The 21,853-nt window shown below is 58.4% G+C and carries 21 protein-coding genes and 2 pseudogenes; 16 read left to right on the top strand and 7 right to left on the bottom strand.

From position 1 onward, the window contains the following. Positions 1 to 6: 6 nt before the first annotated feature. From FQ755_RS26990 to FQ755_RS26980, 3 genes and pseudogenes are all read left to right on the top strand, one after another. Entirely contained in the window at positions 7 to 1,500 is a 1,494-nt protein-coding gene (locus FQ755_RS26990; protein WP_144158075.1) for an aldehyde dehydrogenase family protein, read from the top strand. 61 nt (positions 1,501 to 1,561) lie between these two features. After that, positions 1,562 to 1,774: pseudogene (locus FQ755_RS38790) on the top strand (proline racemase family protein); the annotation flags it as partial. Between the two features lie 17 nt (positions 1,775 to 1,791). Beyond that, positions 1,792 to 3,159: a flavin monoamine oxidase family protein gene (locus FQ755_RS26980; protein WP_144158073.1), complete on the top strand. Its 1,368-nt coding sequence runs from the start codon at positions 1,792 to 1,794 to the stop codon at positions 3,157 to 3,159. A 34-nt stretch (positions 3,160 to 3,193) separates the two neighbouring features. On the opposite strand, the gene FQ755_RS26975 is transcribed toward FQ755_RS26980, so the two are convergent. Next, complete coding sequence (locus tag FQ755_RS26975; protein WP_144158072.1) at positions 3,194 to 4,423, bottom strand: D-arabinono-1,4-lactone oxidase; 1,230 nt, start codon at positions 4,421 to 4,423, stop codon at positions 3,194 to 3,196. Positions 4,424 to 4,682: 259 nt separating this feature from the next. Here FQ755_RS26975 and FQ755_RS26970 point away from each other — a divergent pair, with 259 nt between their 5' ends. The 3 genes from FQ755_RS26970 (at position 4,683) to FQ755_RS26960 (ending at position 7,801) form a co-directional block, all read left to right on the top strand. After that, positions 4,683 to 5,453: an HpcH/HpaI aldolase family protein gene (locus FQ755_RS26970; protein WP_144158071.1), complete on the top strand. Its 771-nt coding sequence runs from the start codon at positions 4,683 to 4,685 to the stop codon at positions 5,451 to 5,453. 144 nt (positions 5,454 to 5,597) lie between these two features. Continuing rightward, positions 5,598 to 6,701, top strand: a complete 1,104-nt coding sequence (locus FQ755_RS26965) for a mandelate racemase/muconate lactonizing enzyme family protein (protein ID WP_144158070.1) — start codon at positions 5,598 to 5,600, stop codon at positions 6,699 to 6,701. Between the two features lie 137 nt (positions 6,702 to 6,838). Next, positions 6,839 to 7,801, top strand: a complete 963-nt coding sequence (locus FQ755_RS26960; protein WP_144158069.1) for a dihydrodipicolinate synthase family protein — start codon at positions 6,839 to 6,841, stop codon at positions 7,799 to 7,801. Positions 7,802 to 7,902: 101 nt separating this feature from the next. Here the strand turns inward: FQ755_RS26960 and FQ755_RS26955 are convergent, their stop codons facing one another. After that, positions 7,903 to 8,550: a GntR family transcriptional regulator gene (locus tag FQ755_RS26955; protein WP_144158068.1), complete on the bottom strand. Its 648-nt coding sequence runs from the start codon at positions 8,548 to 8,550 to the stop codon at positions 7,903 to 7,905. Positions 8,551 to 8,773: 223 nt separating this feature from the next. Between FQ755_RS26955 and FQ755_RS26950 the strand changes: the two are divergent. Beyond that, positions 8,774 to 9,102: pseudogene (locus FQ755_RS26950) on the top strand (group II intron maturase-specific domain-containing protein); the annotation flags it as partial. A gap of 104 nt (positions 9,103 to 9,206) precedes the next feature. Here FQ755_RS26950 and FQ755_RS26945 read toward each other — a convergent pair. Together FQ755_RS26945 and FQ755_RS26940 are read right to left on the bottom strand one after the other, a co-directional pair. Then, positions 9,207 to 10,241 (bottom strand): proline racemase family protein, encoded by a 1,035-nt coding sequence (locus FQ755_RS26945; protein ID WP_144158067.1) that lies wholly within the window; start codon positions 10,239 to 10,241, stop codon positions 9,207 to 9,209. Then, complete coding sequence (locus tag FQ755_RS26940; RefSeq protein WP_144158066.1) at positions 10,238 to 11,293, bottom strand: proline racemase family protein; 1,056 nt, start codon at positions 11,291 to 11,293, stop codon at positions 10,238 to 10,240. Before FQ755_RS26940 ends, FQ755_RS26945 begins: the two co-directional genes overlap by 4 nt. A gap of 118 nt (positions 11,294 to 11,411) precedes the next feature. On the opposite strand from FQ755_RS26940, the gene FQ755_RS26935 reads away from it, so the two are divergent. From FQ755_RS26935 to FQ755_RS26905, 7 genes are all read left to right on the top strand, one after another. Then, a complete protein-coding gene (locus FQ755_RS26935; protein ID WP_144158065.1) occupies positions 11,412 to 12,314 on the top strand; it encodes a transporter substrate-binding domain-containing protein in 903 nt (300 codons plus the stop codon). A 446-nt stretch (positions 12,315 to 12,760) separates the two neighbouring features. Further along, the gene (locus tag FQ755_RS26930; RefSeq protein ID WP_144158064.1) at positions 12,761 to 13,756 is read left to right on the top strand and encodes an IS5 family transposase; all 996 of its coding nucleotides are present in this window, start codon (positions 12,761 to 12,763) and stop codon (positions 13,754 to 13,756) included. A 63-nt stretch (positions 13,757 to 13,819) separates the two neighbouring features. Then, on the top strand, positions 13,820 to 13,993 hold the full coding sequence (locus FQ755_RS26925) for a hypothetical protein (protein WP_186308673.1): 174 nt from the start codon (positions 13,820 to 13,822) through the stop codon (positions 13,991 to 13,993). Positions 13,994 to 14,007: 14 nt separating this feature from the next. Next, positions 14,008 to 14,823: a 4'-phosphopantetheinyl transferase family protein gene (locus FQ755_RS26920; RefSeq protein WP_144158062.1), complete on the top strand. Its 816-nt coding sequence runs from the start codon at positions 14,008 to 14,010 to the stop codon at positions 14,821 to 14,823. A 32-nt stretch (positions 14,824 to 14,855) separates the two neighbouring features. After that, positions 14,856 to 15,587, top strand: coding sequence for an energy transducer TonB (locus FQ755_RS26915; RefSeq protein ID WP_260858883.1), 732 nt, complete (start codon positions 14,856 to 14,858; stop codon positions 15,585 to 15,587). A gap of 29 nt (positions 15,588 to 15,616) precedes the next feature. Further along, positions 15,617 to 16,369: a MotA/TolQ/ExbB proton channel family protein gene (locus FQ755_RS26910; protein WP_144158060.1), complete on the top strand. Its 753-nt coding sequence runs from the start codon at positions 15,617 to 15,619 to the stop codon at positions 16,367 to 16,369. Next, a complete protein-coding gene (locus FQ755_RS26905; RefSeq protein ID WP_144158059.1) occupies positions 16,360 to 16,773 on the top strand; it encodes an ExbD/TolR family protein in 414 nt (137 codons plus the stop codon). The genes FQ755_RS26910 and FQ755_RS26905 overlap by 10 nt, the downstream gene beginning before the upstream one ends. Before the next feature lie 54 nt (positions 16,774 to 16,827). Here the strand turns inward: FQ755_RS26905 and FQ755_RS26900 are convergent, their stop codons facing one another. The 3 genes from FQ755_RS26900 to FQ755_RS26890 are packed head-to-tail and all read right to left on the bottom strand — an operon-like array spanning position 16,828 to position 18,991. Continuing rightward, positions 16,828 to 17,715, bottom strand: coding sequence for a hypothetical protein (locus tag FQ755_RS26900; protein ID WP_144158058.1), 888 nt, complete (start codon positions 17,713 to 17,715; stop codon positions 16,828 to 16,830). Then, entirely contained in the window at positions 17,712 to 18,497 is a 786-nt protein-coding gene (locus FQ755_RS26895) for a cobalamin biosynthesis protein CobQ (protein ID WP_144158057.1), read from the bottom strand. The genes FQ755_RS26900 and FQ755_RS26895 overlap by 4 nt, the downstream gene beginning before the upstream one ends. Beyond that, positions 18,494 to 18,991: a helix-turn-helix domain-containing protein gene (locus FQ755_RS26890; protein WP_144158056.1), complete on the bottom strand. Its 498-nt coding sequence runs from the start codon at positions 18,989 to 18,991 to the stop codon at positions 18,494 to 18,496. Before FQ755_RS26890 ends, FQ755_RS26895 begins: the two co-directional genes overlap by 4 nt. Positions 18,992 to 19,502: 511 nt before the next feature. Between FQ755_RS26890 and FQ755_RS26885 the strand changes: the two genes are divergently transcribed. Then, a complete protein-coding gene (locus FQ755_RS26885) occupies positions 19,503 to 19,850 on the top strand; it encodes a plasmid mobilization protein (protein WP_144158055.1) in 348 nt (115 codons plus the stop codon). After that, positions 19,837 to 21,654: a TraI/MobA(P) family conjugative relaxase gene (gene traI, locus FQ755_RS26880; protein WP_186308671.1), complete on the top strand. Its 1,818-nt coding sequence runs from the start codon at positions 19,837 to 19,839 to the stop codon at positions 21,652 to 21,654. The genes FQ755_RS26885 and traI overlap by 14 nt, the downstream gene beginning before the upstream one ends. Positions 21,655 to 21,853 lie beyond the last annotated feature (199 nt).

The raw sequence follows: 21,853 nt of genomic DNA, 5'->3' as shown, positions 1-21,853 counted from the left end.
TAGAGCATGAACGCTGGGAAAAAGTCATCGGCAGCACCGGTTCGCAAAATGCATCATTTCATAAACGGCCGAGCCGTTCAGGCCAGCAGTGGAAACGTTATTGAACGATTCGCTCCGAGTAACGGAGAACTCATTTCCACATGGCCGGAAGGTGATGCTGACGATGTCAATGCTGCGGTTTCGGCGGCGAAGGCCGCGTATCTCGACAAGCGCTGGTCTGGCTTAAGTGCTGCGCGGCGCAGCGACGTGCTGCGCGCAGTCTCAGTCCGGCTCAAGGCAAACTTTGCGGAACTGGCGATGATGGAAAGTATGGAAACTGGCAAGCCTCTCACGCAGGCAAGCGATGAGGTCAAATGGGCGGGAGACATCTGGGATTTCGCCGCCGGGCAAGCGAGAGCCATCCACGGCGACAGCCACAGCAATCTAGGTGGCGACAAACTCGCTATTGTTCTGCGTGAGCCGGTTGGCGTGGTCGGAATTATCACGCCATGGAACTACCCCTTGGTAGTTTTAAGTCAGAAACTCCCTTATGCACTGGCGGCTGGATGCAGTGTAGTCGTGAAGCCGAGCGAGCTTACCTCGGGCACTACCATCGCGCTCGCGCGCATTCTGGAGCAGGCTGGCCTGCCGTCGGGCGTGTTCAACGTGGTGACCGGTTATGGTAATCCGGTTGGCAAAACGCTGGCTGAGCATCCGGACGTCGACCTGATCTCTTTTACTGGATCGACCGCGACAGGTAAGGCCATCATTGCCGCTTCCGCTGCTACTCTGAAGCGAACGATCATGGAGCTGGGTGGCAAGAATCCAAATATTATCTTCGCAGATGCAAACCTAGACGCTGCTGTTGACGGGGCAATCAAGGGAATCGTCTACAACGCGGGTGCTGAATGCTGTAGTGGTAGTCGGCTACTTGTGCAGTCCAGTATCGCAGAGGAATTTACGAAACGCCTGAAAGATCGTCTCGCCACGGTAAAGGTGGGCGATCCGATGAACAAAGACAGCAAGGTCGGGGCGATCGTCAGCAAACAGCAGTATGAAAAGATCCTCCATTACATCGAGGAGGGTAAAAAATCCGCCAAGCTTGTTTTCGGCGGTTCGGCGATCAAGGACCTACCTGGGTTCTTCATTGAGCCGACTATATTCACCGGGGTAACACCGGATCTCTCTATCGCTCGTGAGGAGATTTTTGGCCCAGTGATGTCGGTGCTGACGTTTGACGATATCGATGATGCGGCGCGCCTTGCCAACGATACGCTCTATGGTCTTTCTTCAGCGATCTGGACTGGTTCGATCGACACAGCCCTCTTTATGGCGCGGGAGATTCGCTCCGGAATCGTTTGGGTAAATACCTTCCTTGATGTCCCATCGGAGGTGCCGATCGGCGGTGTGCGTCAGAGTGGCTTCGGTCGAGAGAACGGTCGCATGGCGATCGAGGAGTTCTGTGTACTCAAGACCGTTGTGATTCAGGATTCGCGTACATACTCACCTTATCTCGGCTAATTACCAACCGAGGTAAAGCGTTGATCGCGGTCCTGCAACTGCGGGGACTGATGAAGGAGATGCCCTCATTCACGAGTCGATTATGGACTGCCGCTTCATCGGCCGTGTTCCTTTGCTTGCAGATGTAGCAGGCTGTCCAGCGATCGTTTCCGAAATGACCGCCCGCGCCTGGATAACTGGCCAGCACGGCTATCAATTGGACCCAGGCGTCCCTTTTCCCGAAGGCTATGTGCTCTCGGATACGTGGGGCGCATCTACTTCGATGAAGCAGTGACGTATCAGAGAACAAGAATGTTAAATGATCAGCTCTATGATGTCGTGGTGATCGGCGGTGGCCCCGCGGGGATGACAGCTGCTTGGGAATTACGCGAGAAGAAGATCCTCTTGCTGGAGAAGCAGGACCGCTTAGGCGGCCGGTTGCACTCCATCAAGATGGGAGACTATTGGCTCAATCTCGGCGGACATCTGTTCCCTCAACCGGGTTCGCATGTCAGAAACATGATGTCCAGTCTTGGTCTCGAAGTAATCGAGATTCCAGGAAACAAATTTGCAATCTGGTTCGACGGGAAAGTACATTCGCCGAAGTCGGCGATGTTGATGCCCCTTATTCTTCCGCTGACGTTGATCGAGCGTGTATCGTTCGTCCGCATTGGCCTGCGCCTTATGACGTCGGTGAAGGGTTGGAGGAAGGTACTTCTGCCCGTGGCGAATGAGACTCCCATGCGGCGTCGCGAGCGCGTTGCAAGGTTCATGTCCGATTTCTCGTTTCGAGATTTTCTCGGTCGTCCCGCAGGTCGTATCGACAATCTTTTTTCCACTGCGCTGCGACGGGCAGCGGTAGATGTGGAAGACCAGACGGCCGGCGTCGGCGTTTCGCTTTTCGGCACAGTCTGGGGTGGAAAAGGCAGCACTGCCCTGAATCTTAAGGGCGGGTCTGGTCGCTTAGGCGAAGAGGTTGCTAAAGCTTTGGGAGAGCGCGTTATCCTCGGAACGACTGTCACAGATGTGATCGACGAGGGTGGGCAGGTGATAGTGGATTATGAGCGCAATGGGCAGCGCGAAACTGTCAGGGCTCGCCAGGTGATCGTTACTACTCCAGCATTCGTAACACGGCAGATTGTGAAGTCTCTTCCCGCCGATGTCGATAAAACCCTTCAGGGCGTCCAGTACGGACCTTTCGTATCGATGGGTATCATCACGGACGAGGTTAGCCCCATGCCGTTTGATGACATTTATGCTGTGACTACGCCTGGCGCGTCCTTCGATATGCTGTTCAATCATGCTAATCCGCTCCGCGTTAAGGACGGAAAGCGTAATCCGGGTGGAAGTCTGATGGTTTATCGGGGCGGTCGCGGCGCCGGGGAACTGCTGAAACTAAGTGAACAAGAAATTCAGGAACGATTTCTCGCTGACCTGCTGAAAATCTATCCGATGCTGGCAGGGCACATTACGGAGACAAGGATTGCCAAGTGGACGCCTGGGAACGCTTGTCGAGCTGTCAATTTCAATTTCGATCCAATACTTGAGTATTGTTGTCGCGCAGACATCAAAATTGACCTCGCGGGGGATTATTTCGCGGAGATCGGCAACATGGAAATTGCAGCTGCCTCCGCGCATGATTCAGTAATGAGAGTGCGAGAAAGATTGCGGTCGTCCTGAGAGAAGAAGGCGGAGCAATGCGCCGCCTTCGTATTTAAGAAAAAAGTTCTGCAAGATGCGGGTTGAGGAAGAGCCCATGCGGGTCCATTGATCGACGAATGCGGATAAATTTGTCTAGATCCGGATAGACCTTTTCTGCACGATCTCTCGTCAGGAAATGCACCTTTCCCCAATGCGGTCTGGCATCGAAGGGTAGAAGTTCATGGTCGACCGCGCGCAGGAACGGAAAGTAGTCGCTGCCTATCTCGCCTGAGACGGAGAGTGACGTGCTGTTTCTGCCTCCTTGCGGGGAGATGTACCCATGATCACCACGTTGCCACCGCACCTGGAGTGGTGAGATGTCATTCGGGAATTTTGTCAGCATAAGTTCACGAATCAACTGGGCTGCGTCGCGGGCGTGCTTTGCATCGACCATGTACTCCATTTCGTGGAACTTCGCTTCAGTTGTGCCGTCTGGGTAAATCCGATAGGAGCGATCAATCCGGACAGGGTTACCGACAGATGGCGTGGGAGTATCGGCCGGAAGCTTTTTAAGAAGCTTAATGAAGCAATGATCTTTGGGCGTAACCGGTAATCGATACATCTCGTGAGATCGTTCGGTCGGCATCCACCAGAATGAAAAATGATGATGCGTGGCAAGCAGGTCGTCCCACTGGTCGACCAGGTCTTTCCAGTCCAGAATCCTGAATTCCTCCTGCAATTGATACGCTGGCGCAACGCGTATTCCAACCCGGAGAACAGGACCCAACAGCCCGAGCGACACCTGTCCTGCGCGGAGAAGTTCGGGCGTAGCGGCATCGATCTCGATAACCTCCCCGAGACCGTTGAGGATTTGCAGCCTGTTTACTACTGAAGAAATCGATCCTGTGGTGATCCCTGACCCTTTCGTTCCGGTAGCGATCGCTCCAGCGACCGACTGGACATCGATATCGCCCTGATTGGCTAGTGCCAGCCCGTGTTGCCACAGCGGGGCACCCAGGAACGACAGACGACACCCCCCCGACACAAGTACTTCACTGGCAGCATCGTCGATCGAGATGATCCGTTCGGTTTTCGAAAGATCAAACAGCGCGCCCGAAGTCTCGAGGATGGGGCTGAATGCATGATTACCGCCAACTACCCGCACAGGTCTGCGAGCAAGGATTTCCCTCCGCATCAAACTGACTGCCTCGTCCTCGTCTACAGGAACGATAAATTTGGAAGGCGTGAACGACTGATTCCTGGCCCAGTTGATCCACTGAGCCGGTTCGTTGTCTGCTTGCATTGAAACTCCTGAGGTTAGGTGTGCACGCACGGCATGTCGTCAGCGCCAAGGTGCGCTAGCGTCTACCGGTTATCGATTACTGTACACATTGATCGGAAAGGTCGCAATGAACTCTATCTTTGCTCGCCCGGGCGCCGCCAAGGGCGAAGATCTGCAAAAAAGTGGCGCAACCAGGACATTTTTTATTTTGGCATATTGACTGCCACCGCTTACCGGTAATATATTATCGACTATTGGATAAAGGATCGGGGGCAGGGAGATGACGCAGTTCAAGGAGTTCGCCGAGAAGATCCGGTCTGGCAAGCCGCTTCTTGGCACGTGGATGCACGTACCGCATCCGATGGTCGCCGAGCTGATGGCCCAGACGGGCTTTGACTTCATTCTGCTCGATGGTGAGCACGCTCCGGTTCCTCCGGACATTCTCTACACGCTTCTGCCGTCGACCGAGAAATTCAGCATGCCGGTGCTTTACCGGGTCAGGGCGAACACACCGGATCTGATCAAGGCGGCGCTGGACAACGGTGTGACGGCGCTGATTGTGCCGATGGTCAATTCAGGGCGGGAAGCATCGGCGGTTGTCTCGGCAGCGAAATATCCGCCGGTTGGTCTGAGAGGCATCGGGCCGCTACGGGCGTCGAACTATTACCTGGACGAAGCGAGCTACGTGAGCGTAGCCAACGAGACGGCGACTGTGGTACAGATCGAGACGGCCGCCGCGCTTGAGGCGGTCGAAGATATTGCTGCAACGCCGGGTATCGACGCGCTTTACCTTGGCCCGGCAGATCTTTCCATGTCGCTCGGGTTGCCACTCGGTCAACTCTCTGATGGTTTGCGTGCAGCATGCAGGCGCGTTGCAGAAGCAGCGCGCAAGAACGGCATCGGTGCGGGCATCGACGTCGCCTCGCTCGACTATGTTCCGGTCTACCGCGACTTCGGATTTAACCTGATGACCTATGGACTTGATACCAACTTTCTGGTTCAGGGCGGTCGCAACTGTTCCGAAGCAATGCGAAAGGCGGTTGGGCGGTAACAGTTCCCAGATATAGGTCGAGGTTCATTGCAAGCCGGTTTAGTCGGTGATTGTCGGGTCTACCGCCGACAATGACTGATATCGAATGTATTCGCGGTAGAACGATCGATCAGATATCGATCACTTAGACAACAGATCAAGACTATGCAAATTCAATCAATTGACGTCTTTGGGTATGCCCTGAGCTATGCGCACGGCGAGTATGTCATGTCCAATGGACGAGCCGCAGTCTCACAGCTTTCGACGCTTGTTCGAGTCCGCACATCAGACGGACTAGAAGGATGGGGCGAAGCCTCAACCCTAGGTGGCACCTATCTACCAGCTTTTGGTGAGGGCGTGCGTGCAGCTATCAAAGAAATGGCGCCTCATTTGATTGGCTTGGATGCAACCAACGTCTCCCTCGTGAGTCGAGTGATGGATAGTGTGCTGCTCGGACAGAAAAGCGCAAAGAGTGCGATCGACATCGCTTGCTGGGACATTTTTGGCCGTGCCTGCAATCGTCCGATTTCTGCTCTGCTCGGCGGTGTTCTGCAAGAGAGCTTTCCGCTTTACGAAGCTGTTCCGCTTGCTTCGCCAGCAGAGATGGTCGAATTCGTACGTAGGCGCAGTGCGGATGGTATCCGGCGTTTCCAGGTGAAGGTGGGGAATGATCCCTACGACGACATTCGTCGGACCCGGAGTGTCGTGGAAAATGCCGGTGATGACGCGGTCATCATTGCGGACTCGAATGGTGGTTGGAATCTGCAGGCAGCAATTATCGCTGTGCGCGGTCTCGCGGGCCTGAATGTCTACGTTGAGCAACCTTGCCGCGATATCGCAGACTGCGCGATCGTCCAGCGCTCTAGCACCTTGCCGCTCGTCCTTGATGAGCCAGTGGTGAACATGGCAGAACTTTACCGGGCGAAATATGAAGCGGGAGCCGGGTCGATCAACCTGAAGCTCGGGCGACTTGGTGGGATTAGCGCCGCAGTTCGGATCAGGGAAGCAGCAGCCGAGTTAGGAATGACTATGTGCATCGAAGACGTCTGGGGTGGCGATGTTGCGACGGCTGCTATTGCGCACGTTGCGGCTAGCGCAACTCCCGAATCTTTCCTTCATGCATCGTTCTTCAATGACTGGACTCGAGAGCACGTTGCGGGCTATCTGCCGCGTTCCGTAAATGGACGGGGATCCGCACCGACCGGTCCAGGCCTGGGTATCGATGTTGACGCGGAATCGCTAGGCAAACCGTTGTTCAGCATTAGCTGACCTGTCTCTAAGGTAGTGGGGATATCAGCGCCTTGAGCGTCATTGTGCTACGGATACAGCGGCAAGCCGCAATGGTACATTGGTAAACATTCAAATAGGCATCGGCATTTATGCGCGATGCTCTGACAGGATTCCAGATGAGTATGAACATTTTCTCGGGCGTTATTCCAGCGCTCATGACGCCGTGTAACACTGACCGCAGCCCTAACTACGATGCGCTCGTTGAGAAGGGCAGGGAGTTGATTGAAGCGGGAATGTCCGCAGTGGTCTACTGTGGATCGATGGGCGACTGGCCACTTCTTACGGACCAGCAGCGTATGGAAGGCGTGGGGCGGCTCGTGGAAGCGGGCATTCCTGTTATCGTCGGCACCGGTGCCATAAACACGGCCTCTGCTGTCGCTCATGCTGCCCATGCACAGAAAATTGGCGCAAAGGGACTGATGGTGATTCCGCGCGTTCTGTCCCGCGGGCCCGTTGTCGCGGCTCAGAAAGCCCATTTTAAGGCGATCCTGTCCGCTGCTCCGGGTCTGCCTGCTGTGATTTACAACAGCCCCTATTATGGATTTGCGACGCGCGCAGATCTATTTTTTGCACTCCGGGCGGAACATTCCAATCTGATCGGCTTCAAGGAGTTCGGGGGTGCCGACGACTTGCTGTACGCGGCCGAGAACATCACAAGTCGGGACGATAATGTCACACTGATGGTCGGAGTGGATACTGCCGTCGTACATGGTTTCGTTAACTGTGGCGCAACTGGCGCAATCACCGGCATCGGCAACGTGCTTCCTGAGGAAGTCATTCACTTGTGTAACCTCGCGCAGGCAGCAGCAACTGGCGACGTTGATGCCCGTCAGCGAGCGCAGCAGCTGGAACAGGCGCTTGCCGTACTGTCGTCATTTGATGAAGGTCCGGATCTTGTCCTGTATTTCAAACATCTCATGGTGCTCAAGGGCGATCAGGAATATACCCTGCACTTTAATGAAACGGACAAGCTGAACGAAAGCCAGCTTGGCTACGTCGAGGCGCAGTTCAAGCTCTTTAATGCGTGGTATGCGGAGTGGAGCAAACTCCCGGGTGCAGTAACCAAGTACAGGGCGTAGCCTGCTTCGGGACGGCGGCCTTTCTGCTGAAAGTCAGGGCGGCGGCGATGTAACTATCCCTTCAAGGCGCTCGCAGATGAAGTTTTTCGGAGGTTGTCGCCTTAGTTTGCCCAGTCGCTGATGAGATGACTGATATGGTCTGTCATCAGCTTCGTGACGAGTTTTTTGTCGCCTGCCAGGATCGCCTCCAGAAGTGGTTTGTGCCCTTCCGCTGACTTGGCGAGTTCACCTCGCGCCGACAAGGCTTTGAGACCATACTGACGACTCTGCTCGCGCAAATTTTCCACAATTGAGGTAAGCCGTTCGTTCTCGAGGAATCCCAGCAAGGTGAGATGAAAATTTCGATCGGCACCCAGGTAACTCACAATATCTCCGGATTTCGCAAACTCAACCATAGAGGCCGCGACCGTATGGAGTTCCTCGCTATGTTCCGCGATTTTTTTATGCATCGTCGCCAGCTTGCTCATTGCGGGGACCTCAATGAGCTTGCGCAATTCATAGATGTTGCGTCGTTCTTTATCGCTTATGGGTACGACTCGAAATCCGCGATTCTTTACCGTTTCCATTAGTCCTTCGTTGACGAGGGTCAACATCGCCTCTCGCACGGGGCTGTTGGATACGCCCAATTCAGTCGCTAGGGCGGCCGCTGAGTAAATCTTCCCGGGCGCGATGTCGCCGGAGACCAGCCTTAGTTTCAAAACCGCTAGGGCTTGATCGCGTAGGTTCGTGTGTTGAAGGGCTATATCCATTTGATCCTCTACGGAGGCGGGGCATCTGTTCGCGAAGCCTTCTATTTTAAAGCAATTCACGTTAAAATTGTCACACGCAGTCGATAAGCGGTAAAATATTACCACTTTACGTGTAGTCGAAGAAGCAGCCAAAGCTGTTCCGTTCGTATTATGCGGGACTGGAGTCTATTTTTGAGTTCGCGCGGTGGAGATGTAATAAGGCCGTGATGGCGCCGATGCATTGCGCTCAGGCGGGGGGAGCATGAACGGCGTTGTGGGGCGGCTACGGTCCTATGTCAGGGCTGGAAGGCATACTTCCGGCTGGCGCAAACACCGAAGGTCTGGCGCGAGCTGCATAAGTGGATGTGTTATCGGTTGCGTGCGATCCAGCTCAAACATTGGCGCCGTGGCTCCACGATTTACCGGGAGCTGTGCGGGCTGGGCGCGCCGGAGTCTGTGGCAAAACAGCTGGCGGCGAACAGCCGTCGCTGGTGGCGAAATAGTGACCGGCTGCTCAAGAGCGTGTTGAGCATCGCATACCTCACTCGCCCGGGCGTCCCCCGGCAATCCTAACCTCAACTTCCCGAACCGCCCGGTGCGGACCCGCATGGCGGGTGGTGTAGCAGGGATACGGCCTTACGACCGTCCCCTATGCCGATCCTATCTGGTAGTGTTGCTCATGCCCTCGGACACGATGCGTCGCTAGCATAGCCGACACCGAAGCCTTCCACGAATGGATCTTCCGGATCAAGCAGGAACGTCGACTGTGCGATGATATGCGCTCGCCCCCGGATCCTCGGAACGATGGCCTCGATGTTCCCCAGCATCTTTGTCTCCACGAAGGCACCTTCGAAAATGGAGCCGACGATGCTCTCGTGCGCGAACTTCTCGCCGACCGCTTGTTGACCGTGGAAATGACGCTGGGCCATGCGGGCGGAGGTTCCGGTGCCTCCTGGCGAGCGATCAACGCCCGATTCGCCAAAGAACACCAGATTACGGTAGGTGCCGCCCTCGTTCATTTCTTCGGTGAAGATGACCATCGGCACGTCAAATTTCTTTCCCGTTACGGGGTCGGTGAGCCGCAGGTCGCGGTTGACACTGTCGCGGACCGTCCGTCCGGCCAGGACGAGGTTTTCGGCGAAATCCGGGCGAATCTCCAGCCCCAGCGTTGATGCAGGCACGAGCGCGTAGTAATTGCCTCCATAGACGACATCGACGCTGACCGTGCCATGGCCCGGAACGTCGAGGATCTGGTCCGGCGCTACCATGTACGAGGCAACGTTTTGGATCGTTACCCCATTCACCTGGCCATCGGATACTTCCACATCCGCGGCGACCAGGCCGGCCGGCGTGTCGAAGGTAATGCGGGTCATAGGTTCTATGACAGTCACATAACCGTTTTCGACCATGACGGTCGCAGCCCCAATTGTGCCTGCGCCGCACATCGTCGGCCACCCCCCGGTTTCGATGAATACGATGCCGATGTCCGCCTGGCTGTTGCACGGTCGCATGAGAATGCTGCCGCACATTTCCGAACTGCCGCGCGGCTCGTACATCAGCAGCTTGCGGATCTCGTCGCGATTTTCCATGAGATGGACGCGCTTTTCGGCGATCGTGCTTCCGGGAACGGCTGGAACGCCTCCGACAACCACGCGGGCCGGTGCGCCCGCGCTGTGGGCATCGATGACTGAGTATTGAACGATAGATTTCATGCGGGAACCTTGACGAAGGGTGCACTGGGACGCTTGGCGTCAGCGGCATAGCCAACGCCAAAGCCCTCTTGAAACGGATCACCGGGATCGACGTAGAAATTGCGCAGGCCGATGATGAAGGCGCGGCCCTTAATGCGCGGAACGACCATCGAGGTGCCGGCAACGACGACGCTGTGCGTCAACCTTCCTTCGAAAACCGAGCCGATAATGCTCTCGTGGACGAAAGTTTCGCCAAGTCCCAATTCACCGTGGCCATATAGCTGCGCCATTCGTGCCGAAGTACCGGTCCCGCCAGGCGAGCGGTCGACACCAGCCTCACCGAATAGCACGAGATTGCGATGCGCGTCGGCCCGGCTCCCCGGGCCCGTGAAGATGACATTCGGGATTTTCGTGGTCGTTTCTTCCAAGGGATGCTTGATCGAAATCGTGGCATTCGTCCGAGCGCGGACGTCTCTTCCGACTTTGATCAATTGCTCGGCCAGCTGCGGCTTGATCTCGAGCCCGAAGCGGGCGGCGGGCACGATAACGTAGAAGTTGCCCCCATAGGCAATGTCCACGTCGACGCCGCCGTACTCAGGGATGTCGATTCGGTGATCCTTGACCGCTAGATAAGACGGCACGTTCTCGAGGGAGACACCCTTTACGCTCCCATCCTTGACCTCAACCAGAGCTGTCACCAACCCGGCTGGCGTGTCGAAGACGATTGTCGTTTGCGGCTCCCTCGCCGGGAACATACCGGTTTCGACCAGCGCCGTCGCGGCGCCAATCGTACCGGCGCCGCACATGGTGAGCCACCCCCCGCTCTCGATAAAGATGATACCCATATCCGCACGCGGATCGCAGGGCTCTACGATCAGGCTCCCGCTCATCTGTGCGCTGCCCCGGGGTTCATACATGAGGATTTTGCGCACGTGATCGAAATTCTCTCGGAGATACAGTCGCTTATCGTTAATGGACGCTCCAGGCGCCTGTGGAATTCCACCGATGACGACACGCGCCTGGGCACCTGCAGAGTGCACGTCCACAACGGTATAGTGAGACTGAGATCGCATCAATTCTCCTAGGTTGTTGAGTACAGGTAGTGGGTAATATATCACATATCATATTGACACGTCATTGTGACCGGTTATCATCTACCGGTCACCAATGACCATGTGTTAGGAAACCTAAATGCCAACTTGGAAAAAGCCCCTTGCTACCTTCGTCGCATCGATGCTGTTTGCGCACGTCGGTTACAGCCAATCGTTGCCAACCGGGCAGATCGGAGTGCTTCAGCCGGATCCAGCCGTAGCCGCGCTTGTGCCAGCCAGCATCAAGAGGCGCGGCACGTTGGATATCGCGATGATGACCAAATACCGGCCCTACTCTTTCACGGCGGGAGGCAAGCAGGTCGGCATGATGCCGGAAATGGCGACAGCAGTTGCTCAAACCATGGGGCTGAAGCCCATCATCACGACCATGGATTTTCCGTCTATTCTGCTCGGTCTTCAGGCGAGGAAATACGATATCGGCATGGGAGAGTATTTCGTCCGCCAGGATCGCATGGAAGTGGCCGACTTCGTCACTGAATGGAGCAATTACGACGCCTTCGTCGTAAATAAGGACAGCACCTACATACCGAAAAGTCTCTCTGACGTCTGCGGTCACAAGATCGCAATCCTTGCGGGCTCCTCCGGAGTTCCGGCTATGGCAAGCGGCACGCAACGTTGCAAGGAGGCGGGAAAGCCAGCACCGGAGGTCAGCAACTTCCCTGAGATGTCGGATGCCACGCTTGCACTGTCCAGCCACCGCGTGGATGCGGTTCTCACTGGGCATGAGGTTGGCGTCGCGTTAATCAGCGAAGGACAACCATTCATCGCATCTGGCAAGGTGGGTGGCGGCCCAACTGCAACTGCGGTCGCACGCACCGACGACAGCGACGGTCTGCTCAAGGCTATTCGGGCTGCCTATCTTCACCTGATCAAGACGGGCACCTATGAAATGATTCACAAGCGTTGGGGCACCGAATACGGAGTAATCGACAATCCGACGATTTATCGGAAAGGCGATCAGCCACCATCCTACGCTAACTAGGTAATCAGGATAACTATTTGAAGTCGCATTGCAAAGCCTCGAGCCCGCAGGTAAAAAGGGGGAGACACAGCGGGCGGTCAGGCCTTAAACGTCCGAAAATTTATAAAGAGGATTGGTCTCTAAATCGTAGCGAGCCGGTGCCAATTCGCCCGCGAGGCCACATTGTCCTGGATCTTATGCAGACGGAGGTTGAGCGGCACAAATCAAAAGGGGCGTCACGTAATCCCTTAATGTTTTTGCTACGCCATACGTGACTCGAACACGTGACCACTGGATTAAATGTTTGGCGAAGTGATGCCTGGTTCATGCCGGCTTGGGCACGGATGCCGTGTACTCGGGAGGCGCGCCGGGGAATCTGCGCAGGACCGGGGCTCAGTCCGGATGGGGGTATTGCAAAGATGCGGCGGGTTGTGTAAAAGCGCAACATCATAAAGCCGGCCTGAATAATGCCATACAAAGCCAGACTTAAAACGGGCGAGCCGCGCAAGCGCAAGAAACCTGGGTACCAGGTGACGAACGCGCGGGCGTATAGCCTGAGCCTGAGAAAGCGCGGCATGATCAGCCTGTATGTTCCAGGCGGTGATCTGAAGGCGCAGTTCATTAACGCTAAAATCCGCACACCCGGTGTGTCGGGGCGCGAACCGACCTACACCACGGCGTACATCGAGCTGATCTTTACCTTCTACCGGCTGTTTGGCTGGGGGATGCGGCAGATCACCGGCTATATGGAGGACTACTGGGCGACGCGCGGGCTGGACATCCCGGTGCCAAGCGCCAGTCAGCGGGGCGAACGGTTTGCTTCATTAGAGGTGAGCGTTACGCAGCGTTGCGAGCAATTGGCCCGACGTCTCGCGCGCGGCGAGAAGATCAGTCTCGTCGTCGACAGTACGGGATTGAGCTTTGGGCGGGCGAGCCAGTGGTACGAGGAAAAGTACGGTCAGAAGGCCGCGCGCACGCCGTGGCGCAAGATGCATCTGTCGATCGACGCGGACATGAGCGTTCACGCGATTCGCATCACCACTACCGCAGTATCGGACAGCGAAGCAATGGACGCCGTGCTGCCCGCTGATGTGCCGCTGGATCGGGTGATTGCCGATGGCGCGTACTACAGCATCGAGCGCACCGAAGCGTTCTCACGCTCAGACGTGACGCCCGTCATTCCACCGCCGGCTCACGCTGTCGTACACGGCGAGGAGCGCACCCGCTGGCATGACCAGATCGTCAAATACATCAAGGACAAAGGCATCTATGCATTTCACAAGAAATACGGCTACGGTGTGCGCTCGCTGGTCGAGGCGCAGATCTCACGCATCAAACGTTGCATTGGCGAGCGTCTGTTGACGCAGAAGCTTGCATCGCAGCAAGGCGAAGGCGTGATCATCGCCAACATCATCAACCTGTGGAACGCCTTCGGCAAACCGGTTTGCGTCAAAAATGCGTAGTTGCGTCTGCAGCACGGGAACTCCTACCCATCCGGACAAAGCCAAGGCAAGACACTGATCGTCGTGTCGCACGATGACCGGTACTTCGATATGGCCGACCGGGTGATCCGCCTCGAAAACGGACAGATTGTCCAGGTGGCAACGGGCGCGTCGTTCCAGTACGAAAGCCGGCCATCGCGAACCTCGCTGACAGACTGGGCCAAGTCCGTGGCGACTGTGCACACGTCACGCCCGTGATCAGGGAAATCCGGATGCTTGAGGAAACCAGTGTGCAACTGACGGGATACGCTCCGTACCCGGCAGGCCCCATCAGACGCCACCCCATCTTCAGGACACCGGGGCTGGACTTCATTGCACACCAGGTGATCTACCGTTCTCCCGCTCATCGAGAATACCCGGAAGAAGGTCGCCTGATTCTCTGGCGTGTACGGGCCGAATGGAGCGGTATCTCCCGCGAGGAGGGGCTGGCGTCGCTCTCACGCGCCGAAACCGAACGGGCACGGTACTACCCGAATCCCTCCCTTGCCAGGCGGTATCTGGTTGGCCGGGCTGTCCTGCGCCGCATCCTATCCGTCATGCTCAACTGCTCCCCGGCGGCCGTTGATCTTGTTGAGGGGGCGGACGGGCAACCCCACGTCCGTGCAGCGACATCACTGCCCTTGATCCATGTGGCCTATGCCGGTACGTGCATCGTCATCGGGATCAGCGCAGTCCCGCTGGCCGTGGGAATCGGGATGCCTACTGCGGGCGCGGACAGGGATGCTGCGGGCAGCAATACGGAAGCCGACGCGGGGTTTGCTGCGACGTTATTCCCCGATCTGCCGGGGAGTCTGGAATTGGTCCAACAGCGGGCGTGGCGCCGGAGCGTGTTCCGGCTCGCCACTAGTGGTGTCATCGGTCCCGACCTGAGTGTCACCACGCAGTACGGTGCTGCGTCCATTATTAGCACGTCGAAGGGACAGTGGTGCCAGGTGCTGGATCTACCGATGCCGGGCCATGTAGCGGCCGCCGTAGCGCTTGCTGGCAGAGTGACGCGCGTTGACGCTTTCGGGTGGGTGAGGGACTGACAATGGCTGTGCCTGTTGCCACGCCGACATCCGTGAACACATTCCACAGGGCCGCGCCTGAGCGCGCCGTCAAGACATCCGCGTACCGTGTTGTCGCGGTTGCCACACTCGTGCTGGCCGCCCATGTTGGTCTGCTCGTCATCGCGCTGAGCGTGCAGGACCGGCCCGTCGAGAAGCCGGTTGAATCGCGCACCATCACCGCATCGCTCCTTAGCGAAACCCCGACACCCGTGGTGACGCCTGCGACACTCCAGTCGTCAGCGCCGCCGCAGCCAGTTCCGCCCAACTCGTATCCGAAGCCGCGTCCGGTCGAGCATCACGTCACGGTCAGACCCACGCCGTTCCCGGGCAAACCCAGCGACGTGCCATCCCCAATTTCGGCCGCTGCGACTGAACCCGCGCCTGCACCCGCCGCCCAGGCGGCGGCTCCGGCTGCTGCCCCGGCCGCGCCCGCGATTAACCGCGCGACGCTGGCAATAAGCGCGCCGAAGGACGTTGCTCACCTCGACTGCAATATCGCAAAACCGGATTACCCCTATCTGTCGAAGCGCACGAACGAGACCGGTACCGCTGTGATCCGGTTTGTGGTCGGCCTGACCGGGACTATCGAAGAAGTCAGGCTCCAGAAAAGCAGCGGTTTCGCGAGGCTTGACAGCGCCGCGCTGGACGCGATGCACGCGAGTGCCTGCCACCCATACATGGAAGACGGCAAGCCGGTGCGTGCCACCTATTCGCAACCCTTCACCTTCAGTCTGGCTGACTGAACACGTTTATCTGGAACAAGGAAACTGGCATGAAGCATTACGGCTTGGCCAATGTCTGGCAGCAGGGCGATTTCGTCACACGGGGCATCCTGATCGTACTGGTCCTGATGTCGCTGCTGTCGTGGAGCGTCATCATTCTCAAACTCTGGAACGTCGTGCGGCTGAAGCGTACTGTGCGCGATACCGAGCGTTTCTTCTGGCATTCCGACGATTTTGAGGCAGGCTTGCACAAGCTGGAGGACAACGGCACAGCGTATGCCGGCAATCCACTGCTCGCCCTCGCGCTCTCGGGCCGGGAGGCGGCCGAGCATCACCGTCAGACGCAGCCCCAGTTGCATGACCGTATGGACGTCTCCGACTGGATTACACGCTGCCTGAAGGACACGATGGACGACATCGTCGCCCGACTGCAATCCGGCCTCGCCATTCTGGCGTCGATCGGCAGCACGGCGCCGTTCGTTGGCCTGTTCGGCACGGTCTGGGGGATTTACCACGCGCTGATCATGATCGGCGCGAGCGGAGAGACGACCATCGACCACGTAGCCGGTCCGGTCGGCGAATCGCTGATCATGACTGCCTTCGGGCTGTTCGTGGCGATACCGGCCGTGCTCGGCTACAACGCGCTTACGCGAACCAACAAGGGTACCGTGACGAAGCTGAACCGCTTCGCACACGGTCTGCATGCCTATTTCGTGACTGGCTCGCGACTGGGAACGCCGGCGCGTCCGGACACGAAGCTGGTGTCGTCTTCGATGGATAACGAGGAGGCGACATGGCAGTGAGCTCGTTTTCCGACGATGACGATGATGTGATGAGCGAGATCAACATGACGCCATTGGTCGACGTCATGCTGGTGCTGTTGATCATCTTCCTTGTGACGGTGCCGGTCATGCAGCACGCCGTGAAGATCGACCTGCCGCATGCGAGCAGCCAGCCCGAGGATGTGAAGCCCGCGCACGTCGATGTGTCGATCCGCGCCGACGGCACTGTGCTATGGGGGGAACAGGTGGTCGACGACACTTCGCTGCGCGCGAAGATCGCCGAAGCGGCGCAGGCGAACCCGCAGCCCGAACTGCATCTGCGCGCGGACCGGAAGGTGGCCTATGAGCATGTGGCCGACGTAATGTCGGAAGCCCAGTCCGCCGGTCTCAGCAAGATCGGTTTCGTGACGGAGCCTATACATTGATGTGGTAACGATTATGTATGTGCGTCGTGCGCAGGACCGCTCTGTGACGAGCGGCTAGCCCGCCCGGCCGATTAGCACGCAGGGTGTGCCGCCGGGTTGTAGCCAGCCGAGCACGCCACTGTTTCCGCACCGCGCCAGATCGCCGATTCCGCCCGGTGAGAGCAGGTACAGGTCCTGTCCGTAAAAGCGCAAGGACAACTGCCCGGTATGCTGCGCGGTGAGCAGATGCTCTGCGCCGTCTATCTGTTTGAGCAGCTCGTCGCGCTGCGCGGCATAGGCCCGCAGCAGGTCTGCATTCGATGCCGCTTCGTGATGGCTGACGAACAGCATCAGCACAATCGCCACGCCGGCACAAATCGCTGTCGCACCGGTTGAACCCCACAACGCACGCATCAGTTTCCGCCGTGTTGAATTAATTACCGCGCGGGCCGTGTCGCCGATAGTGGTAATGGCTTGATCGACAGCCTGCCCGAGCCGGTTGCGCGACTGTTCCAGTTCGGTGGTGTGTGCCGTGAGGCTGGCCGATACATGCCGGGCAATTTCGTTCGCGCTATCGCTAACCAGTGTTTGCATGAGCTCTGCATCGAGCTTCGCCAGTTCGGCCCGATAGCGTTCCTGGCCTTGGGCGAGCAGCGTTTCCAGCGCGCGATGAATGTTCCCGAGCGCTTTGGCCTGTGTTTCGATGACGTTGCGGGCCTGTTCGCTGACGGCCTGGACCCGGGTGTCAATCTTGTTCAATGCCCGATCGGCAGCCGCTTCAATCTCGTCGGCGATCTCGTCCGCTTCCTGTTTCAGATCCGCGAGCGTGACGCGTGTGATCGCGAACGGCACCCATGATGGATCGTCAAAGCTCAATCCAAAGGCTGCTGCTGCCGCATAGATATTGGTTCGCTCATCTTCGTCGAGTTCTTCGAGCAGTGCATCGAAAGCCTGTTTGCTCATGTCCGGTCTCCGCGCAGTTCGGCGTGCAATCCCAGAAATTCAGCCGCCTTGTCAAGTTCAGCATCGACCGCCTTGACCCAGCGATACAGGCGCGAGCGCTGCGGCGTTGTGAGCCGGGCATCCTCGCGCGCGTCTGAGAACGTCAGCATCAGATCATCGATGGCGACCAGCACGCCGGCCTGCAGCTTCGGCAATGCGATCTCGATGCCGCCCGAATCGCGCAGCATGGCCTGGCCCGGGTTTGGTTCCGCTTGCGCGTTGCCATACCACATGAAGAAATCTTCGTGATCGCCAAACCATTGATTGATCGCTACCACGTAGTCGGCCTGTTTACCGGCCAGTTCAATCATCTCGCGTACTGTGCGGGTACTGGCGCTAAACGGTGCCAGGACATTGACGAGCGTTGGTCGGTAGTCGTTGCGCGCCAGTTCAGCAAAGAATCCGGTATCGCTGTCGAACTGCTTCAGTTGCGTGAGCGATGCCGCCGGCATGTCGGCGACGATCAACGGGCGAGCCAGATCGACGGCTGCGAGCAACTGGTCGCGCTCCCGTTCCGGGCCTGTGAAGCGTATCGGCACAACGCCGTTCTGAATCTGGTCGGCAACCGGTTCGCCATTCTTATCGAGCGTCGCATAGAACTGAAACAGGTTGCCGATCTCTCCATCGCCGTCGATGATCAGCGCATCACGGTGCTCGCGCCGGAACCGGTCAGCCAGTGCTCTCGCCATAAGGCTTTTACCTGTTCCGCCCTTGTCACCGCAGACCATCACGAATCGTTTCATCTCTGTCCTCGCTTCGTTGCACCCTGGGTCAAGGTTGAACCCAGCGGCGTGATTGTTCGGGGATGGGGTACATCCGCCTTGACTGCTGTTGTGGCCACGCGCGAATCCGGGGCCGGGGCCGGACCTGTTCCGGATTCATGCACCGATGACGTAGCTGTTGCGGCGGGAGCGTTATCGTGCGCGCTTCGCTTGCGCGGCCGTTTCGCGCGAGGGCGTTTCGCCTTCGAGGTGGAATCGATCAGCGCCTGTCGCAATGCTGTTTGAATCGTGCTGGGCGACACGTCGATTTCCGCTGATTCCTTGAAGAACGCCGCGAGATCGCGAATACGCCAGCCTGATTCGAGCGCTGCGCGCAGTGCGTCAGCCCGTCGGGTGATTTCCCGTGACAGTGGCGACGCTGTACCAGGCGGGTTTCGCTCACGCAATCCTTCCAGCGCTGCGTCGAGTCTGGCCCACTGATCGGACGAAGGTCGTTGCCGTTTTCTGGTCATCATGTGTTCCTGTTGACGTCGTTCCCATCCGGGCATGACTTAACCGTACACAGGAATGGATCCACATCTGTTACCGGTTTGGGCGCTTTCCGTTACGCCAGCGCGCAGATTGATGCGGGGTTGTTCGCCGTTGTCCAGACCTGAAATCTCCGCTTTCCAAATTTTTGCTTACGTGCGCTGGTTCGCGATGCACACTGGTCTTGCGTCGGTATTGCGTTGCTATCGACTTGGCCGATGTCCACGCGGTACGCGGCGTGTGCGAGCCCACTGCGCCATTACATGCGTTGGCTGTGCGGTGTTCGTGCCGAGGCGTTTTACTTCTGCGAAGGCGTGCATCAACCGTGAGGGCAGGGTGAGGGTTGTGCAACCGCGCGACATGCGCGCCGTTGCCCACCGCCAGGCAGCCACTCGCTTGTCGCTCGTTGTGCCTGGCTACCCCCCTGCTCAGGGCGCCGCCCCGAGACCCCGCACACCGCGCTCCAAGGACGGGCATCAGCTCCAGAGGAGGCATCACATGACCAGCGGCACGGAGAACAGGCAGCGCACTATCGTCGTGGGCGTGCGCATGACGGGCGACGAGCATGCCGCCATCCTGCAGAAGGCCGGCGACTGCGGCCTGACGCTTTCAGCGTATTTCCGCGCGTGTGCGCTCGGCCGAAAAACACGCAACGTGACCACGAGCCGCGTGCTCGACGCGCTCACGGTACTCGGCAACGAGCAGCGCAGGATCGGCGGGTTGATCAAGCATCTGCGTGGCGAGGATTTCCTTTCGGCCGGTGAGCGTGCGGCGCTGATGGGACAGATTGAAGTCGCCCAGCGTGCCGTGATTGATGCGATCCGGCGAGTCGATGATGCTGGCTAAGGTGCCTAAAAAGCGCGGCGACGGCCGAACCAGTTTCCGGTCGCTGATCGAATACGTGACGCGTGCCGATGACGGGCACGCTCCCGATATCGCGACGTTCACGAACTGCCTGTCGCTCGACACCGCACCTGCGGAGATGCGGGCGGTGGCGAATCGCAGCGCACGGGTGCGTGACCCGGTGTTTCACTTCGTCATCTCGTGGCGTGAAGGGGAGCAACCGGACAAGGCGCAGGTATTCGAGGCGGGCCGTGCCGCGCTCGATGCGCTTGGCATGAAACCCGACGAACATCAATACGTGTTTGCCATTCACCATGACACGGACAATGTGCATCTTCACGTTGTCGTGAACCGCGTGAATCTTGAAACGGGGCGTGCCGTGCATCCCGGGCTGAGTTACCTCAAACTGGATCGCTGCATGCGCGAGCTGGAATTGCACCAGGGCTGGCAGCATGACTCCGGGCCGTTCGCTGTCGTGGAGCGTGATGGACAGCCCGTCATCGAACGCGCGCCGCGAACGCCACAGAAATCCGGCCCTGCACGGGCGCGCGACATGGAGATATTCGCGGGAACCGAAAGCCTGTCCACCTACGTCGATGGAGAACCGAAACGCGACGTGCTGGCTGTACTGAAACAGTCATCGGCGACGTGGCAGGACGTTCACGAAGCATTGGCCCGACACGGGCTGGAGCTGCGCATCAAGGGGCAGGGGCTGGCAATCCACGCGAAGGGCCGGGACGACCTGGTGCCAGTGAAGGCCAGCAGCGTGCATGAGCAGTTGGGCAAGGGCAAGCTGGAAAAGCGCCTGGGTTCGTGGGAGGAGCCGATGCGCGTGATCCGGGTATCGGGTGCGGAACGTAGCTATCTGGAACGGGATATCGATGAAGCGCGAACAGCCCGCCGCGAAGCGCGTGCCCGGATGCGGGCCGAGCTGCGCACACGGTATGACGGCGACTATGCCCGGCAGCAGCGCGAATCCGACACAGCCCGGCGACAGATGCGCAACAGGCACCAGCATGAATACCGCGCACGGCTGGAACGGCACCGGAAGGTGCGTGAGCATATCCGCGACAGTGGTCTGACGCCTGTCGAGCGCAAGGCGGCGTATTCGGTATCGGCCTTCGAGCGGGCACGCGAACTCGAAGTGCAGCGCGAGCGGCAATCGGAGGAGCGTCAGGCGCTGAAGCGACCGCAAACCTGGCGTGAATGGGTCGCGATGATGGCCCAGCAGGGAGACGAAGCGGCGATCGCGCAGCTTCGTGGCTGGGCTTATGCCGAACGCCGCAGACGAAAGGCTGTACCGGAGCCGGAGCGTCGCAACCGGATTACGGCGGCTTCCCTAACGGATGCCGACCCATTCCCGCCGAAGCGGGCACAGGTGATGGAGCACTGGACCTGGCGGGTCGATACGGCGACCGGCAACGTGGACTATCTGCACCGGGGCGAGCGGCAGTTCACCGATGAGGGTTGGAGTGTCGTGTTCGATTCGAACGCGGCGCAGTGGGACACGATGCTTGCGGGCCTGCTGCTCGCACGCCAGAAGTTCGGGCCGCACCTCGACGTGAGCGGCAGTGAGGGTTTTCGGGAGCGCACGGTTGTACTCGTCGTCGCGCAGCGGCTCGACATCACGTTCGGTGATGATCAACTGGAAGCAAGGCGACTGGAATTGATTCGGGTGCAGCAACAGCGGGAGAAACTGGCGCGCGGGATACAGGAAGCCCGTTCCACGCTGCCGCAGCGGAAGGTCAGCGATCGACCACGGCCCGAGCAGAAGCCGGGGTCATCGCCCGATGGGCCAGAGCGGTAGTGGTCGACGCTCGCAATAGGCGTTGCATTGCGAGAACCTGACATCCTAAACATGTGTGGGACATCAGGCACATGTCGCTTAGGTTTGTTCGACGCCTGCCCTCGACCGCGAGCTCGTGGGTGACGACGGCGCGTGTGGGCAGGCGTTGAATAAACCTCGAGGAAGGAAACCGCGGAGTGGTCCGATGCGGCCAGCGTCT

This window comes from Paraburkholderia sp. BCC1885, assembly GCF_900996235.1.
In the GTDB taxonomy this organism is placed as follows: domain Bacteria; phylum Pseudomonadota; class Gammaproteobacteria; order Burkholderiales; family Burkholderiaceae; genus Paraburkholderia.
This window is presented reverse-complemented; position numbering and strand designations above follow the sequence as displayed.